Origin of the sequence: Neorhizobium sp. NPDC001467, assembly GCF_050275975.1 — a bacterium.
Lineage (GTDB): Bacteria > Pseudomonadota > Alphaproteobacteria > Rhizobiales > Rhizobiaceae > Neorhizobium.
On record NZ_JBNNPS010000002.1, the window covers coordinates 286,319 to 301,816 of the forward strand.

Consider the following 15,498-nt stretch of genomic DNA (forward strand, 5'->3'; position numbering starts at 1 on the left):
TCAGTTCCCCTTCGGATCCAGAACGTCGCGCAGGGCGTCGCCGAGGAAGTTGAAGGCCAGCGACACCATGAAGATCGCGATGCCGGGAATGGCGGCAACCCACCACTGTTCAAAGATGAAACGCTTGGCTGTCGCGATCATCGCACCCCATTCCGGCGAGGGCGGCTGTGCGCCCATGCCGAGGAAGCCGAGCGAGGCGGCGGTGATGATGATCGAGGACATGTCGAGCGTGACGCGCACGATCAGCGTCGGCACGCAAAGCGGCATGATGTGGCGGAAGATGATGCGCCAGGAAGAGCCACCGGTGAGGCGATAGGCGGCGATGAAATCGCTGCCGCGAACGGTCAGCGTTTCGGCACGCGCCATGCGGGCGTATGGCGGCCAGGCGGTCAGCGCGATGGCGAGCACGGCACTTTCGACACCCGGCTGCAGGGCTGCCACGAAGGCGAGTGCCAGAACGAGGCGCGGGAAGGCGAGAAAGATGTCGGTCAGGCGCATCAGCACCGTATCGACGACACCGCCGAAATAACCGGCGATGCAGCCGATGGCGAGGCCGACCGGTGCGACGAGCACGACGACGGCGATAACCATGCCGAGCGTGACACGGCCACCGTAAAGCAGGCGCGAAAAGATATCGCGGCCGAGCTCGTCGGTGCCGAACCAGTGCAGGGCGGTCGGCGCGCTGAGGCGGTTGCCGAGATCCTGTGCCGCCGGATCATGCGTTGCCAGAAGCGGCGCGAAGATGGCGATGCCGATGAAGATGGCGATGATGGTCAGGCCGATCATGCCGAGCGCATTGCCGCGCAGGTTCAGCCAGATGCGGTACCAGTTGCCCCAGGCGGCCTGGCGGCGCGAGGACGGATTTTCGTCCAGCGCCCAGTTTCGAAAGGTGGCGATCATTATTGTACCCGTGGATCGAGGACGCGGTAGAGAATGTCCGCAATCAGGTTGAGGCCGACATAGATGATGCCGATCAGAAGCGTGGTGCCGACGACCGGGTTCATGTCCGCATTCATAAGCGAGACGGTCAGATATTGGCCGATGCCCGGCCAAGAGAACACGGTCTCGGTCACCACGGCGCCTTCGAGAAGGCCGGCATAGGTGAGTGCGATGACCGTGACGAGCTGGACGGCAACCGTTGGGAAGGCGTGGCCCCAGATGACGGTGGTCAGCGACAGACCCTTTGCACGTGCGGTGATGACATATTCGCCCTTCAGTGCGTCGATCATGAAGGCGCGTGTCATGCGGGCGATATAGGCCATCGAGAAATAGGCAAGGATGATGACCGGCTGGGCCATATGCGCAAGCGCATCCCAGAAGGCATCGAAATCGCCCGCGATCAGTGTGTCGATCGTCAGAATGCCTGTCACCGTGTCGATCATGCCGTCAAAGATGATGTCCTGACGGCCGGGACCGGGCGCAATATCGAGCCATGAATAGAAGATCAAGAGCGAGATCAGCGACAGCATGAAGACAGGCACCGAATGGCCGGCAAGGCAGACGACGCGGATCGTCTGGTCGGTGAACGAACCCTGACGCACGGCTGCCCAGACGCCGAGCGGAATGCCGACCAGCATGGCGAGCAGCAAAGCTGCGGTCGCAAGCTCGAATGTCGCCGGGAAAAAGCGGACGATATCTTCGGCAACCGGGTTCTTGGTCAGAACCGACATGCCGAAATCGCCATGCGCGAGCTGCGAAAGGTAATGCAGGAACTGCACCGGAATGGGCTGATCAAGGCCCATCTCGGCGCGTACGCGAAGAATGACATCCTCCGGCGCATTGTCGCCAACGGCGGCAATGACCGGATCGACCGGCATGACCCGGCCGATGAGGAATGTGAGCACAGTCAAACCGAACAGCGTCAGGAGGACGCTGCTCAGTGTTGCTGCAAGGCTTTTGAAACGCTTGTTCACGACTTGGAAGTCTCGAGGTAGGAATTGCCTTCAGACAGAACGCCAAGCTGAAAACCGGTGTTGTTCTTGCGGCAGGCTGCGGTCTTCGTCGTCTGGAACATGATGGCGAAGGGGCTGTTTTCCATGAACTCGCGTTGCAGGGCTTCGTAAAGCTCCAGACGCTTTGCCGGGTCCTTTTCGTCGCGGGCAGCTTCTGCCTTGGCGGTCAGGTCGTCATTCTTGAAGCTGGAACGCCATGCGAACGGCTTCTTCTTGGCGTCGTCCGAATTGTCCTTGTTGATGCAGAACACTTCGGCGTTCGAATTCGGATCGAAATAGTCCGTGCCCCATGCAGACAACGCCATTTCGTGGCCGCGGGCGCGCATCTTTGTGAGCACCTGGCGGTTCTCGGCCGACTGCAGCTTGACGCGGATGCCGATGGCGCCGAGGTTTGCCTGGATCGCCTGGGCGAGGTCCGGGTAGGGCTGTGCCGAATAGTGATCGAGCGTGATGTCGAACCCGTCTGCGAGGCCGGCTTCCGCCATCAGCGCCTTGGCCTTTTCAACATTCTGGCTGAACGGCGTGTCGGAAACGGTGCCCGGAAAGCCGGCCGGTTCCATGCTCTGATGAACGACATGCGTCAAAGGCACGATGTTCTTCTGCATGCCTTCGTAGTCGAGCGCCCATTTCACCGCCTGCCAGACCTGCGGCTTGGCAAGGTTGGCATTGTTCTGGTTGAGCGAGATCAGCACCAGCGAGGCGATCTGCTTGCGCACCAGTGTGATGTCATCGTTGGATTGCAGGGCTTTCAGCTGTTCCGACGTCAGGTCGCGTGCGATATCGACGTCGCCCTTCTGCAGCATCAGCATCTGCGAGGACGGATCGACAACGTGGCGGATGATGACACGCTTCAGATTGCCCTTGTAGGGGCCGTGTTCGTTCAGCGTCAGTGCGATGCTTTCGGAAGCCTTCCAGGCCTGCAGCTTGAACGGGCCGGAGCCGGCGCTGTTCTTCTGCAGCCAGGCATTGCCGAGGTCGCCGTTCACTTCGTTTTCAAGAACGGTCTTCTTTTCGACGATGGCGCCGATGTTTGCCGACAGGCAGAACAGGAGGAAGGAGATCGCGGTCGGGTTTTCCGTCGTGAGCGTGACGGTCTTTTCGTCCTTGGCCACGATACGCGCTTCAACGTTGTCAGCCGTGAAGCCGAACTGGTTGATGATGAAGGCCGGGCTCTTGTTCATCTTGACGGCGCGCTGCAACGAGAACGCAACGTCCTCGGCGGTCACGGCGGCGCCAGACGCAAACTTCTGGTCGGACAGCTTGAAGGTAAAAACCTTGTTGTCGGCATCGGCTTCCCAGGAAGCGGCGATGACCGGGGTCACGGTGTCGGGGTTGTCGCTATTGGCGCGCACCAGCTTCTGGTACATGTTGCTGATCATCTCGCCACCGACAGCCTCAAAACCCTCATGCGGGTCGAGGCTGGTCATGTTGTCGAGCTGCTGTGCAACGACCAGAATGTCCTTCGGTGTGGCCGCAAAGGCGGTTTCGGCCAGTTCGAGATAGGAAAGGAACGGGACGGCCGCGCCGCCGATCAGAAAGTTGCGTCTGGATACCATTGCTTTATTCCCCTTCATTAGGCCGTACCCCCGGGATTTAAGGGGTCAGCGAGTTTTGCCGCAATTGCGCCGCGTTTTAACAGTGCGTTTACGGGGCTGCCAATTCCATTTTTCGCACAGGTTATGCGCCGAATGCATTTGCGGTGGCCAGCACGCCTGCTTACGGATAACCGATATCTTACAGCTCCGGCAGGACACTTCAAAATGTTGAATACTTTGCTCCCGGTTTTCGATGGTCACAACGATGTTCTGCTGCGGCTGCGGCGGGATGGTCGTGCGGATCCGGTCCAGCGGTTTCTCGAAGGCGAGGATGTGGGCCATATCGACTTGCCACGGGCAAAGGCAGGCGGTCTCGCCGGCGGTCTTTGCGCCATTTACGTTCCGTCGCCGAGCATGACGAAGGATGCCAATGGCGACTACCCAACGCCGGCGCAGCCCGAGGCGCTCAATGAGACGCTGGCCATGGCGCGGCTTCTGTTCGACATCGAGGCCCGTTCCGATGGTGGCGTGACGGTGTGCCGGACGGCGGACGACATCCGCCGGTCGATCGAAACCGGAAGCTTTGCCGCCGTCCTTCATATCGAGGGTGCCGAAGCGCTCGCGGCCGATCTCGATGCGCTTCATGTTCTCCATCAGGCGGGGCTGCGTACGCTCGGTCCGGTCTGGAGCCGCCCCAACATCTTTGCCTACGGGGTGCCGTTCCGTTACCCGTCGACGCCGGATATTGGTCCGGGCCTGACCGAAGCCGGCCGTGACCTGATCCGCGCCTGCAACGAATTGAAGATCATGGTCGACCTGTCGCACATGAACGAAGCCGGTTTCTGGGAAATTGCCAGACTCTCCGATGCGCCGCTCGTTGCCTCGCATTCCAACGTGCATGCGCTGTGCAACCATAGCCGCAACCTGACCGATCGCCAGCTCGACGCGATCCGCGATACCGGTGGCCTCGTCGGCATCAATTTTGGCGTGCTGTTTCTGCGCGACGACGGCGTCAAGGATGCCAATACCAGCATGGATCTGCTGGTGCGCCACGTCGCCTACATCGCCGAGCGGATCGGCATCGATCGCGTCGCGCTTGGGTCCGACTTCGATGGCACAACCATTCCTGCCGAAATGAAGGACGCGACCGGCCTGCCACGCCTGATCGAAGCGCTGCGTCGCCACGATTTCAGTGACGCCGATCTGAAGAAGATCGCGCACGAAAACTGGATTTCCGTTCTGGAACGCAGCTGGGCCTGATCGGTGTCAGCCAAGGCGCAGCGCGGTTGCATCATCGCCGCCCCAGCGCAGGGGCGGTAACGCGCGAAACGTAGCTCGGAGGATTGCCGGCTTGGAGCCGAACTCGGTGCCCAGTCTGCCGTCTGCAAAGCAATCGCGGCATCCAGTCAGGGCAGAAGCCTTGGCGGCCGGCGCAGATGCGATCGCAGCTTGCGCGCCTGTCTTTCACGGCGCGCCCGGTAAACCGTAAAGGCGAGGATGGCAAGGACGCTTGCCGTCGAAATCGCAAACGCGATCATCGGGTGGGGATACATGATGATGGCTCCGATGGGTTGGCCTGATCTACGCCTCGCCGCATAGGATCTCCATTCGGGCCGCAGGCCTTTTTCATAGGATTTTCTCAAACGTCGACAGCGTCGCAGGCAGCGCGCATCGTCTGCGGAATTCCTATGGTTTTCATATTTCTTCGCATCTGCCGGCGTCTCGAAATCCTACGGCCTGGCGTCGCACATAGGAGGCGCCGCAGGCCTTTGCGGCGCTTTCGAAGGACTGTGCATATGACATTCGACTATATCCTGAGCGGAGCCGTGACCCTGCTCATCACGATCTATCTTGCCTATGCCCTTTGGCGCCCAGAGCGCTTCTGAGGCCTTTCCCATGTCCAGTTTCGGCCGCTTCCTTCGTTCGCGCTTCGATGCGCGCGCCACGTGTCGGGCGTCGAGCGTCATTCTCCTGATGACGTTCGTCATCGGGCTGGTCGCACTCGTGCCCATGCTGATCCTTCAGCTGTCGACTGCAAGCTGATCCAGAATTCAATAAACAATAGCCACCGGGGTCTCCCATGAGCCAACCGAAGACAACGAGCCTGTTCGATGCTCGCATACTCCTGCCCGCCATCGGCGGCGCATTCACGAAACTCGATCCGCGAACCATGGCCAGAAACCCTGTCATGTTCGTGGTCGCTGCCGTATCGCTGCTGACCACGATCCTGTTCGTCAAGGATCTGGTGACTGGCGCCGAAGGTCTCGGCTTCTCCTTCCAGATCATCCTGTGGCTCTGGTTCACGGTTCTTTTCGCCAATTTTGCCGAAGCGGTGGCGGAAGGTCGCGGCAAGGCGCAGGCGGAAAGTCTGCGCAGGACCCGAACAGAGACCCAGGCCAAACGCCTCATCTCGCCGGAGGGGCGGGCGTGGAAGGAAGTCGCCGGCACCGCGCTGAAGGTCAACGATATCGTGCTCGTCGAGGCCGGCGACATTATCCCTTCGGATGGCGAGATCATCGAGGGGATCGCGTCGGTCAACGAGGCAGCCATCACCGGTGAATCCGCGCCTGTCATCCGCGAATCCGGCGGCGACCGTTCGGCCGTCACCGGCGGCACGCAGGTTCTGTCCGACTGGATCAAGGTGCGCATCACGGCAGCGGCCGGCTCGACCTTCATCGACCGCATGATTGCGCTCGTGGAAGGGGCCGAACGGCAGAAGACGCCCAACGAGATCGCGCTCAACATTCTGCTTGCCGCCATGACGCTGATCTTCGTGATGGCAACGGCCACCATCCCGGCCTTCGCCGCCTATGCGGGCGGCGCAATACCGATCGTCGTGCTCGTTGCCCTGTTCGTCACGCTTATCCCGACGACGATCGGCGCGCTTCTCTCGGCTATCGGCATTGCCGGCATGGACCGTCTTGTCCGTTTCAATGTGCTTGCCATGTCCGGCCGTGCGGTCGAAGCGGCTGGTGATGTGGATACCCTTCTGCTCGACAAGACCGGCACGATCACGCTCGGCAATCGCCAGGCCACCGAATTGCGTCCGGTGAAAGGTGTGTCCGAACAGGAACTTGCCGATGCCGCCCAGCTTTCCTCTCTGGCGGACGAAACGCCCGAGGGCCGCTCCATCGTCGTGCTCGTCAAGGAAAAATACGGCTTTCGGGCGCGCGACATGAAGGAACTCAACGCCAGTTTCGTGCCGTTTACCGCCCAGAGCCGCATGAGCGGCGTGGATGTCGACGGTTCCTCGATCCGCAAGGGCGCGGTCGATTCCGTGATCAAACACCTGCGATTGCAGTTTGCTGCCGGCGGCACCGCCACATCGGAGGCCGCGATCGCGCAAGGACAGTCCATTGCTGATGAAATCGCGAGCGCCGGAGGCACGCCGCTCGCGGTCGCCCGTGACGGTCGATTGCTCGGCATCGTTCACCTGAAGGATATCGTCAAGGGCGGGATCCGCGAGCGGTTCGCGGAACTGCGCAAGATGGGAATCCGCACCGTCATGATCACCGGCGACAACCCGATGACGGCGGCGGCCATCGCTGCCGAAGCCGGCGTCGACGATTTCCTGGCTCAGGCAACGCCGGAAAACAAGCTACAGCTGATCCGGGACGAACAGGCCAAGGGCAAGCTCGTTGCCATGTGCGGCGACGGCACCAATGATGCGCCGGCGCTTGCCCAGGCCGATGTCGGCGTCGCCATGAACACCGGCACGGTTGCCGCTCGCGAGGCCGGCAACATGGTCGATCTCGACAGCGACCCGACGAAGCTCATCGAGATTGTCGAGATCGGCAAGCAGCTCCTGATGACGCGCGGTTCGCTGACGACGTTTTCGATCGCCAATGACGTGGCAAAGTATTTTGCCATCATCCCGGCCATGTTCGTCACGCTCTATCCGGGGCTCGACGCGCTCAATATCATGGATCTGTCTTCACCGCAGAGCGCCATCCTGTCCGCCATCATCTTCAACGCGCTGATCATCATCGCGCTCATCCCGCTGGCCTTGAAGGGCGTCCCCTACAAGCCGATCGGCGCCGGCCCGCTGCTGCGTCGCAACCTCCTCATCTATGGCCTCGGCGGTCTCGTCGTACCCTTCATCGGCATCAAGCTGATCGACATGGCCGTGGCAGCCCTCAACCTCGCCTGATCGGAAATCCTCATGATCCTCTTTTATCTCATTCTCGGGCTGGCCGTCTTCGCACTGCTGTTTGCCCTCGTCTCCGCGCTCGATCGCGCGTGAGGCCGGAGACCTTGAAATGACACAGGCAACTCTCTTCATCTTCGCCGTCCTGGCCGGCACCGCGCTACTGTCCTGGCCTCTCGGCCGCTACATGACCTGGGCCATGGATCCCGACAAAGGCCGGGCCGGGGAGCAGGTTGGCAGCCACGTCGGACCGAACCGCCCGACCGTCCTTTTTCAGGCCATTGGCGGCAGGCTTTCCCACGAGGACCAGAACTGGAAGCGCTATGCGCTATCGCTTCTCGGCTTCAACGTCGTGATGTTTGTCGTGGTGTTTGCGGTCCTGGCGTTGCAGCAATATCTGCCGCTCAATCCCGATGCCAAGCAGGCGCTCGACCCCAGTCTGATTTTCAACACGGCTGCCTCCTTCACCACAAACACCAATCTGCAGCATTATTCCGGCGAAGTGTCGCTCAGCTACCTGACGCAGCTCGCCGGCCTGATGTGGCTACAATTCGTCTCGGCCGCCATCGGTCTGGCCGTGCTGACAGCCATCGCGCGAGGCCTAGCCGGCCGCAGGCTTGGCAATTTCTTCGTCGACGTGCAGCGGGCAACCTTCCTTGTCCTCCTGCCGGTCGCCTTCATCTTCGCCATCCTGTTGCTGCTGACCGGCGTACCGATGACCTTCAACGGCTCCGTCGTTGCCACCACGCTGGAAGGCGTGCAGCAGACGATTGCCCGCGGTCCGGTCGCGGCCTTCGTGGCGATCAAGCAGGTCGGCACCAATGGCGGCGGATTTTTCGGTCCAAACTCCACGCACCCGCTGGAAAATCCGAGCTTCTGGTCGAACGCCGTCGAAACCGTCGCCATTATCATCATCCCGATGGCCTGCGTCTGGATGTTCGGCCATATCATCGGTCGCCTCAGACATGCCGGCGTGCTGTTTGCTGTCATGCTGATCCTGATGGGTGCGCGCATCGCCGCAACCGTCGGCTTCGAGGCTGTCCCGACTTCGGCATTCGCTTCGCTGCCGATCACGCAGGATGTCGGCAATCTGGAAGGCAAGGAACTTCGTTTCGGCGCATCCGCCGGTCCGCTATGGGCCGTGGTGACCACCTCGACCAGCAACGGCTCGGTCAATGCCATGCATGACAGCCTCAACCCGCTTTCCGGCATGATGCCGATGGTTGGCATGTGGCTGAACGAGGATTTCGGCGGCGTCGGCGTCGGCATGGTCAACATGTTTCTCTACATCATCGTCGGCGTCTTCATCGCCGGGATGATGATCGGTCGCACGCCGGAATATCTCGGCTGGCGTGTCGAGGCGAAGGAGGTGAAGTTCGCCATGATGGGGCTTCTTTCGCATGGCTTCCTCATCCTTGTCGGAACGGCGATCTTGGCGGTCACGCCCTGGGGTGTCGATACGCTGAACAATATCGGCCCGCACGGTTTCAGCGAGATCCTTTATGAATTCTCGTCAGCCGCCGCAAACAATGGGTCCGGTTTCGAGGGGCTGGGCGATGCAACGACGCCGTGGAATATCGCAACCGGCATCGTCATGCTGCTTGCCCGCTTCATCCCGATCATCCTGCCGCTTGCCATCATCGGTTCGCTCTCGGCAAAGCGCCGCGCCACGGAAACGAGCGGTACGCTGTCGGTGGAGGATGGAACCTTCGCCAGCATGTTGACGGTCACGGTCGTCATCGTCGGCGCCCTAACTTTTTTCCCCGCCGCCGCCCTCGGCCCGATTGCCGAACACGTTATGTTCATGAAGTAAGAGGTTCCAGTCATGCAAACCCTCCTTTCCAGCCTGCGCATCACTGTTGCCACCATGGCAATCTGCGTCGGCGGTTACTCCGCAGCGGTCTGGGCCCTAGGTCAGGCGGTGACGCCCGACACGGCAGAGGCCTCGATCATCACAAAGGCAGACGGCACGATCGTTGGCAGCCGACAGGTTGCGCAGGCCTTCACCCGACCGCAGTATTTCTGGCCGCGTCCGTCAGCGGTAAATTACAACGGCGCGGGCGCCGGCGGCTCCAACAAATCGCCCACCAGCAAGGACCTTACCGCGCGCGCATCGCAGGCCGTCGCTGCCTATGGCGCAACGGGGCAGAACCCGTTGCCTGCCGAACTGGCGGCCGCATCCGGTGCCGGTCTCGACCCGCATATAACCGGGCGTGCCGCGCGCTATCAGGTGGCGAGGATTGCCGCTGCCCGCGGCATTGCGGCAGAAGAGGTCGAGCAGGTTATCGACCGGAGCCTGTTCTCGCCGGGTGGCGTCTTCACGCCGGACCGGTTGGTCAATGTTCTGGAAATGAACCTTGCTCTGGACGGCATCCAGGTTCGTTAAGATAGCAGAAATGCCAGCGGCGATTCTATCGCTGCCGGCATCGTTTTCGGCCGGATCGATCAGGCGGGCGCCGCTATGTGCCGCGCCGGATACGATCATACGCGCGGCACGGAGGCCTTGTCGAGCTCGACGGAAGGCTCGCGGCCCCAGACCCGAAGCTCGGCGACGAAGGCCGAGATGCCGCTCTTGTCCGACAGGCAAAGCGCGTCCTCGTCCAAAGCATCGGCAATCCCGGCTCTCTGGGGGCGATCGCGTCAAACAGGACGAGGGACCACTATCGATCATGTGATGCGCTACGATTAGACTTCCGTCGGACGCGGCAACACCACCACCTTGGATGCGACCAGTTCGATCACGCCCTTTTCCTCACCGATCGCCGCTTTCCTTTTGTCCAGCAGTTTGGCATCGACTCCGTAAGTCACGAGCATTCCGAGCTTGCGGCCTTCAAAACGCCTGGGGGCCGCGCTTGACGATGCCGAGTGCGGGCGAAGGTTCCAGATCGTGGCGGGTCGGGACGGCGGCATCGGCCGGCTCCGGCATGGTCTGGATACCGAGCTTCTGCGCCACGGTGGCCGCCGGCGTCTCGTCGATATTGAGAGGGTGGGAGACCATCCGTCCATACTCTCCTCAAGCGGCAAAAACGCGAAAAAAGGCCGCTTTCGTCAGCGGCCTTTTTCCTCACGCCTGAAGATCAAGCGGACTTCTTCGTCTTCGCCTTGTCGTTGGCCGAAGCCTTGGCAAGCTGCGTGAGCTTCTGGTCCGTCGCTTCCTCTTCCTTCAAATTAGCCTCGAGGAGAGAAACGGCCTCTGTCATGCCGAGCTGCTTGGCCCACTCGACCAGCGTCCCGTAACGGGCGATCTCGTAATGTTCGACTGCCTGGGCCGAGGAAATCAGACCTGCATCGAGCGCGGGCGAATCCTTGAATTCCTCGATGATCTCCTCGCCCTCGGCGATGATGCCCTGAATGGCTTCGCAGGTCTTGCCGCGGGCGGGCTTGCCGAGAAGCTCGAAGATCTGCTCAAGGCGTTCGATCTGCCCCTGTGTCTCGTCGCGATGCTGAAGGAAGCCGGCCTTGCCTTCTTCGGACTGGGCTGCGCGCGCCATTTTCGCAAGCGCCTTGAGGATTTGCTTTTCGGCGAAGTAGATGTCCTTGAGTGTGTCCAGGAACAGATCGTCGAGCGTTTTTGTCGCTGCCATGGGTGGTGTTCTCCAATTTATGGTTGTCACTCACAATTCCCCACGCCTGGGCTTTGTTCCTCCGCGGCATCGCCAAACAGGCGATAAGGTATGTGGGTACGCTAACGGACGAACCATCGGGACTGACATCCATTTCCGGCAACGATAATTTTGGAACAAAACCATTCAGCATGGGTTCTTCCAGCGTACCTGAAACCAACGAAGAGGAGGCAGACATGCTGAATCAGGAAAACCGCACCACCGGTCAGGATCCTTACGTCAAGGACACCCACTCGTTGATCGCGAGCGACAAGGTCGAAGGCACAAAGGTCTACGGTGCCGACGGAAAGCGTATCGGCTCGATCCAGCGCATCCTTTTGGAAAAGCGCGCCGGTCGAGTGGCTTACGCCGTCCTAAGCTTCGGTGGCTTCCTTGGCATCGGTGATGACTATTATCCGCTGCCGTGGAACAAACTGGCCTATGACGAAGGGCTGGATGGCTACCGGATCGATCTGACCAAGGACCAGATCACAGGCGCTCCGCGCTATGCTGATCTGGACGACGACACCTGGTATCGTGCAGACGATCGCCGTGTCGATGATTACTATGGCGTCCCGCCGACCCGGATGTGATCGCCATCGTATCAAGGGATTGAGGCTCCGCCCTGCGGGGCCTCTTCTCGTTTTTGGGCTGTCAACGCACGTCTTGCCATGGCGGCGACCATTCCCGATACAGGCATTCTGATCGTCGGTGGCGATCTGAAACGGGACGACGACTTTGTCCGTATCGTCGTCAAAACCTGCAATGACGATGTGGAGATCGGCATACCCAAAGTGCCGCGGTGCTGAGCGCGTAACTTCTCGAAAGGCATCCGACCATCAGCTAGATGGAAATTTCATCCGGCTCGAAGCCTAACGATCCTCTCGAAGAACTTCAGGTAGTCCTCGCTGGTCTCGCCCGCGGTCTCGAATATCAGTCGCTCGTCTCGCCGCGCCCCATTAGCCTTTTTTGTCCATGCCGAGACATGCTTTGCCGGTGTGATGTCGGAGAGCGTCAAGGCCAGCGCCTTTGGCCCGGCTTCGAGTTTTGAAATGCCCAACTGGCCCGCGGCGATCTGCAATCGTGTTGCCCGCAATAACAACAGCACTTCACGCGGCGGCTCGCCGAACCTGTCCTCGAATTCCTCCTCGAGATCGTCCATCTCGCCTCTTGTCGATGCCCGCAGGAGCTTGGCGTAGAGATTGAGCCTGACTGCGGCGTCCGGCACATAGTCCGATGGGATTATCGCCGAAAGACCGAGGTTGAGCACGGCGCGCCTTGCGGTTGCCGATGGTTGCCGGCGCAGCTTCGCAACGGCACCCGCCAGCAGCTTCTGATAGAGACCAACACCGATCGCTTTCATATGCCCTGCCTGATCCTCGCCGGCAATGTCGCCGCCGCCGCGCAGATCGAGATCGCGAAGGCTGAGGCTGAGCCCGGCGCCCAGTCGATCGTTTTCGACGATGCTTTCGAGCCGCAGACGTGTCTCCTCGGCCAGGTCGGCTCCTGGTTCGGTCAGCAGATAGGCCATGCCCTGCGCGCCTGCTCGTCCCACCCGGCCGCGCAGCTGGTGCAGCTGTGCCAAGCCGAACCGCTCGGCATGCCACACAAAAATGGTGTTGGCGCGCGGCACGTCGATGCCGTTTTCGATGATGTTGGTGGCAAGCAGCACGTCACCATCGCCTTCCGCAAAACCCACGATCGCGCTATCGATCGCAGCTGCCGGCATCTTGCCATGCGCGACCTTGACCGAGAGTTCGGGAACGATCTTGCTTAGAATAGCCTCGACGGCTTCTATGTCCTCGATGCGCGGCACCACAACGAAACTCTGCCCGGAACGGCGAAATTCACGCATCAGTCCCGTCCGCATGGACGCATTGTCGAATGCGGCCAGCGAGGTTCGTACCGGCCGGCGCTTATAGGGTGGCGTGGTCAGCAGACTGACATCCTGAACGCCGACCATGGCCGACTGCAGGGTTCTCGGGATCGGCGTGGCCGACATGACAAGTGTGTGGAGCGACGGGGCGAGCGCAGTCATCGCCCTTTTCTCCTTAAGCCCGAAACGGTGCTCTTCATCGACGATCAGAAGCGCAAGCTCGGCAAAGCGGACATCCTTTGCAAGGATCGCCTGTGTCGCAATGATGACACCGATCTCGCCCTTCGCCAGTGCCATCTTGACCTGCGTTGCCTCACGCGGCTTGAGCAGGCGCGACAGCATGCCCACGGCAATACCGGTTTTTGCAAAACGCCGCTGAAAACTGGCAAAGTGCTGACGCGCCAGAACGGTCGTCGGGGCGATGACGGCAACCTGGCCGCCCGCCAGAGCGACTGCCGCCGCGGCGCGCAAAGCGATCTCGGTTTTGCCGAAGCCGACATCGCCGCAAATCAGGCGGTTCATCGGCCGCCCCGATGCAAGGTCTGACATCACGGCCCTGATGGCCTCGGCCTGATCGGGCGTCTCGGCAAACGGAAAACCGCGCATGAAGGCAAGGAATTCGGCGCGCGGCGGCACGAAAGTCGGCGCTTGCGAGGTCTGCCTCCGTTTGGCAACTTTCAGGAGATGACGTGCGGTCGATTGAATGTCCCCCGCTATCTTGTCCTGCTTCTTCTGCCAGGCGTCGGTGTGGAGGCGGTCGAGCGTGACTGCCTCGGGTTCGGAGCCGTAGCGCCACAGCTTGCCAAACTCTTCCATCGGCACGAGAATGGAAGACCCATCGCGATATTGCAGCCGCGCGGCATCGCGATCGACCCCTTCCACGGCAATGCCCTCCAAATCCTTGAGGACCCCGATGCCGTGATCTTCATGCACGACGACATCGCCGATCCGCAGCTCCGGCTCACTCAGAAATGCGCCGGGATCGCGGACCATGCCGGTATCGCCGGTAACGGCGATGACCACGATATTGGCCCGAGCGTCGTAAAAATCCTGTGCCAGCTGGCAAGCCGATGTCATCAGGGTGCCGGGCGCGGCTTTTAGGGCTGCACGCCAGTCGTCAATGGCGACAGGCGCTAGCCCGGTAATCTTCGCCAGCCGCCTGGCAAGGGTCTCGGCCGGCCTGCCTGTTCCACACAGGAGAATCTTCAGGCCTTCCCTGTTTCGCTCTTCGATGAAGTTGAGAAGCGCACGGCGTCCGTTGGCATCCGAGGGATCCGTTGGAACGTCGCCCCCCTCGGTCAGGTCAAGCCTGTCGCCTGCGAACTTGCCGGCATATCGGTCCCATTCGTCGCGATCGAGGTAGAATGAACGTGACGTCGTCGCCTTCGCATCGCCGAAATCCTCTCGGGCCCTGCGCGCATCCTCGATGATTTCCAGACTGCGCTCGACCCTATCGGCAGTCCCGGGCGCAAGAACCAGGTCGGCCTCGCCCAGGCACTCGAAAGCCGAGGGCATGTCGTCGTAAAGGCGCAACAACAGGCGCTCCATCGTGTCCAGTGGCACGGCCTGATCGCTCGTCGGGCTTTCGGTGAGGATCGCTTCCGACGCTGGGCCGATAGTGACGCTATCGAGATAGCTCTCCGTGCGTTGCGTCAGCCGGTCGAAACCCCGCAGTTCAAGGACCCTGCCTTTCTCGGAGAGCACGATCCGCATCGGCCCAGGAGCGCCGCCCGGGTAGATATCGATCACGCCTTCGCGCGCAGCCATTTCACCCGGATCGTCAGCCACGGCTTCCTGCACATAGCCTGTCCTTGCAGCAAAGGCGAAAAAGGCGTCGCGATCGAAGGGCGCGCCGACAGCAAGGTCGAGGCGGCTTTCGGTAATGACAGCGATCGGCGGAACCCGTTGAAGCATCGCGTCGAGCGATGTCACCAGCAGTCGCGGCGCCTCGCTCGGGCTGTTCCAAAGCCGCAGCGCATCCATCCTCAGACCCATGCAGTGGCGCGTCGGCGCTACCCGATCGTAGGGCAGGCAATCCCAAGGCGGCAGGACCAGGATGTCGATATCCGGAAAAAGGGCCCCGGTGGCCTCCGCGATCTTTTCAGCCGCACCTTCGCTCGACGCAATGAAGCAGAGCGGGTGTTCAGACTGACGGAGCAAGGCGGCAAGCCGGGTCGCGACGAAGCCTGCGGGGAACCTGACAGGCCGGGCCGGTTCGACGGGCGATGTTGGCGGTGGGGATTTCTCTGCCCTGGACTCACTGACACGCACTTCAACCGCCAATCTCTGCATTTACCAGGCTGCGAAAACGCCGCATGCCTCCACGTGTTCCATCCGCACTGAGCGATGATTGCGCGAATGTCGTGGCGCCTCACTGAAGCCGAGA

14 protein-coding genes and 1 pseudogene are annotated in these 15,498 nt (G+C 61.1%); 8 read left to right on the forward strand and 7 right to left on the reverse strand.

Annotated features, from left to right (window positions below; all coding sequences use genetic code 11):
• Genes ACQKKX_RS06220 through ACQKKX_RS06230 form a run of 3 tightly spaced genes read right to left on the reverse strand, consistent with a single transcriptional unit; the run spans position 1 to position 3,508 of the window.
• On the reverse strand, positions 1-903 hold the full coding sequence (locus ACQKKX_RS06220) for an ABC transporter permease (protein WP_427570102.1): 903 nt from the start codon (positions 901-903) through the stop codon (positions 1-3).
• Positions 900-1,913, reverse strand: a complete 1,014-nt coding sequence (locus tag ACQKKX_RS06225; RefSeq protein ID WP_427569614.1) for an ABC transporter permease — start codon at positions 1,911-1,913, stop codon at positions 900-902. Before ACQKKX_RS06225 ends, ACQKKX_RS06220 begins: the two co-directional genes overlap by 4 nt.
• Entirely contained in the window at positions 1,910-3,508 is a 1,599-nt protein-coding gene (locus ACQKKX_RS06230) for an ABC transporter substrate-binding protein (protein WP_427569615.1), read from the reverse strand. The genes ACQKKX_RS06225 and ACQKKX_RS06230 overlap by 4 nt, the downstream gene beginning before the upstream one ends.
• A gap of 204 nt (positions 3,509-3,712) precedes the next feature.
• Here ACQKKX_RS06230 and ACQKKX_RS06235 point away from each other — a divergent pair, with 204 nt between their 5' ends.
• On the forward strand, positions 3,713-4,747 hold the full coding sequence (locus tag ACQKKX_RS06235) for a dipeptidase (protein ID WP_427569616.1): 1,035 nt from the start codon (positions 3,713-3,715) through the stop codon (positions 4,745-4,747).
• A 146-nt stretch (positions 4,748-4,893) separates the two neighbouring features.
• On the opposite strand, the gene ACQKKX_RS06240 is transcribed toward ACQKKX_RS06235, so the two are convergent.
• On the reverse strand, positions 4,894-5,040 hold the full coding sequence (locus tag ACQKKX_RS06240; RefSeq protein WP_427569617.1) for a hypothetical protein: 147 nt from the start codon (positions 5,038-5,040) through the stop codon (positions 4,894-4,896).
• Positions 5,041-5,283: 243 nt separating this feature from the next.
• Here ACQKKX_RS06240 and kdpF point away from each other — a divergent pair, with 243 nt between their 5' ends.
• The 5 genes from kdpF to ACQKKX_RS06265 all read left to right on the forward strand — a co-directional run bounded on the left by kdpF (position 5,284) and on the right by ACQKKX_RS06265 (position 10,020).
• On the forward strand, positions 5,284-5,373 hold the full coding sequence (kdpF, locus tag ACQKKX_RS06245; RefSeq protein ID WP_427569618.1) for a K(+)-transporting ATPase subunit F: 90 nt from the start codon (positions 5,284-5,286) through the stop codon (positions 5,371-5,373).
• Between the two features lie 10 nt (positions 5,374-5,383).
• Complete coding sequence (locus tag ACQKKX_RS06250; protein WP_427569619.1) at positions 5,384-5,530, forward strand: hypothetical protein; 147 nt, start codon at positions 5,384-5,386, stop codon at positions 5,528-5,530.
• Between the two features lie 37 nt (positions 5,531-5,567).
• Positions 5,568-7,637, forward strand: coding sequence for a potassium-transporting ATPase subunit KdpB (gene kdpB / locus ACQKKX_RS06255; RefSeq protein ID WP_427569620.1), 2,070 nt, complete (start codon positions 5,568-5,570; stop codon positions 7,635-7,637).
• A 109-nt stretch (positions 7,638-7,746) separates the two neighbouring features.
• Complete coding sequence (kdpA, locus tag ACQKKX_RS06260; RefSeq protein ID WP_427569622.1) at positions 7,747-9,447, forward strand: potassium-transporting ATPase subunit KdpA; 1,701 nt, start codon at positions 7,747-7,749, stop codon at positions 9,445-9,447.
• Positions 9,448-9,459: 12 nt separating this feature from the next.
• Positions 9,460-10,020, forward strand: a complete 561-nt coding sequence (locus ACQKKX_RS06265) for a potassium-transporting ATPase subunit C (RefSeq protein WP_427569624.1) — start codon at positions 9,460-9,462, stop codon at positions 10,018-10,020.
• Positions 10,021-10,115: 95 nt separating this feature from the next.
• Here the strand turns inward: ACQKKX_RS06265 and ACQKKX_RS06270 are convergent.
• Positions 10,116-10,635 (reverse strand): annotated as a pseudogene (locus tag ACQKKX_RS06270) (catalase HPII); the annotation flags it as partial.
• 76 nt (positions 10,636-10,711) lie between these two features.
• Positions 10,712-11,218, reverse strand: coding sequence for a ferritin-like domain-containing protein (locus tag ACQKKX_RS06275; RefSeq protein WP_427569626.1), 507 nt, complete (start codon positions 11,216-11,218; stop codon positions 10,712-10,714).
• Between the two features lie 215 nt (positions 11,219-11,433).
• On the opposite strand from ACQKKX_RS06275, the gene ACQKKX_RS06280 reads away from it, so the two are divergent.
• Positions 11,434-11,829 carry a PRC-barrel domain-containing protein gene (locus ACQKKX_RS06280; protein WP_427569628.1) on the forward strand — a complete coding sequence of 132 codons (396 nt, stop codon included), beginning with the start codon at positions 11,434-11,436 and terminating at the stop codon, positions 11,827-11,829.
• Between the two features lie 78 nt (positions 11,830-11,907).
• On the forward strand, positions 11,908-12,045 hold the full coding sequence (locus tag ACQKKX_RS06285; RefSeq protein ID WP_427569630.1) for a hypothetical protein: 138 nt from the start codon (positions 11,908-11,910) through the stop codon (positions 12,043-12,045).
• A gap of 47 nt (positions 12,046-12,092) precedes the next feature.
• Here ACQKKX_RS06285 and ACQKKX_RS06290 read toward each other — a convergent pair whose 3' ends face one another.
• A complete protein-coding gene (locus ACQKKX_RS06290; RefSeq protein WP_427569631.1) occupies positions 12,093-15,272 on the reverse strand; it encodes a DEAD/DEAH box helicase in 3,180 nt (1,059 codons plus the stop codon).
• Between the last annotated feature and the right edge of the window lie 226 nt (positions 15,273-15,498).

Coding starts and splice junctions, on each gene's coding strand:
- ACQKKX_RS06230 (WP_427569615.1), bottom strand. CDS start 3,508: ATGGTATCCAGACGCAACTTTCTGATCGGCGGCGCGGCCGTCCCGTTC.
- ACQKKX_RS06235 (WP_427569616.1), top strand. CDS start 3,713: ATGTTGAATACTTTGCTCCCGGTTTTCGATGGTCACAACGATGTTCTG.
- ACQKKX_RS06240 (WP_427569617.1), bottom strand. CDS start 5,040: ATGTATCCCCACCCGATGATCGCGTTTGCGATTTCGACGGCAAGCGTC.
- kdpF (WP_427569618.1), top strand. CDS start 5,284: ATGACATTCGACTATATCCTGAGCGGAGCCGTGACCCTGCTCATCACG.
- ACQKKX_RS06250 (WP_427569619.1), top strand. CDS start 5,384: ATGTCCAGTTTCGGCCGCTTCCTTCGTTCGCGCTTCGATGCGCGCGCC.
- kdpB (WP_427569620.1), top strand. CDS start 5,568: ATGAGCCAACCGAAGACAACGAGCCTGTTCGATGCTCGCATACTCCTG.
- kdpA (WP_427569622.1), top strand. CDS start 7,747: ATGACACAGGCAACTCTCTTCATCTTCGCCGTCCTGGCCGGCACCGCG.
- ACQKKX_RS06265 (WP_427569624.1), top strand. CDS start 9,460: ATGCAAACCCTCCTTTCCAGCCTGCGCATCACTGTTGCCACCATGGCA.
- ACQKKX_RS06275 (WP_427569626.1), bottom strand. CDS start 11,218: ATGGCAGCGACAAAAACGCTCGACGATCTGTTCCTGGACACACTCAAG.
- ACQKKX_RS06280 (WP_427569628.1), top strand. CDS start 11,434: ATGCTGAATCAGGAAAACCGCACCACCGGTCAGGATCCTTACGTCAAG.
- ACQKKX_RS06285 (WP_427569630.1), top strand. CDS start 11,908: ATGGCGGCGACCATTCCCGATACAGGCATTCTGATCGTCGGTGGCGAT.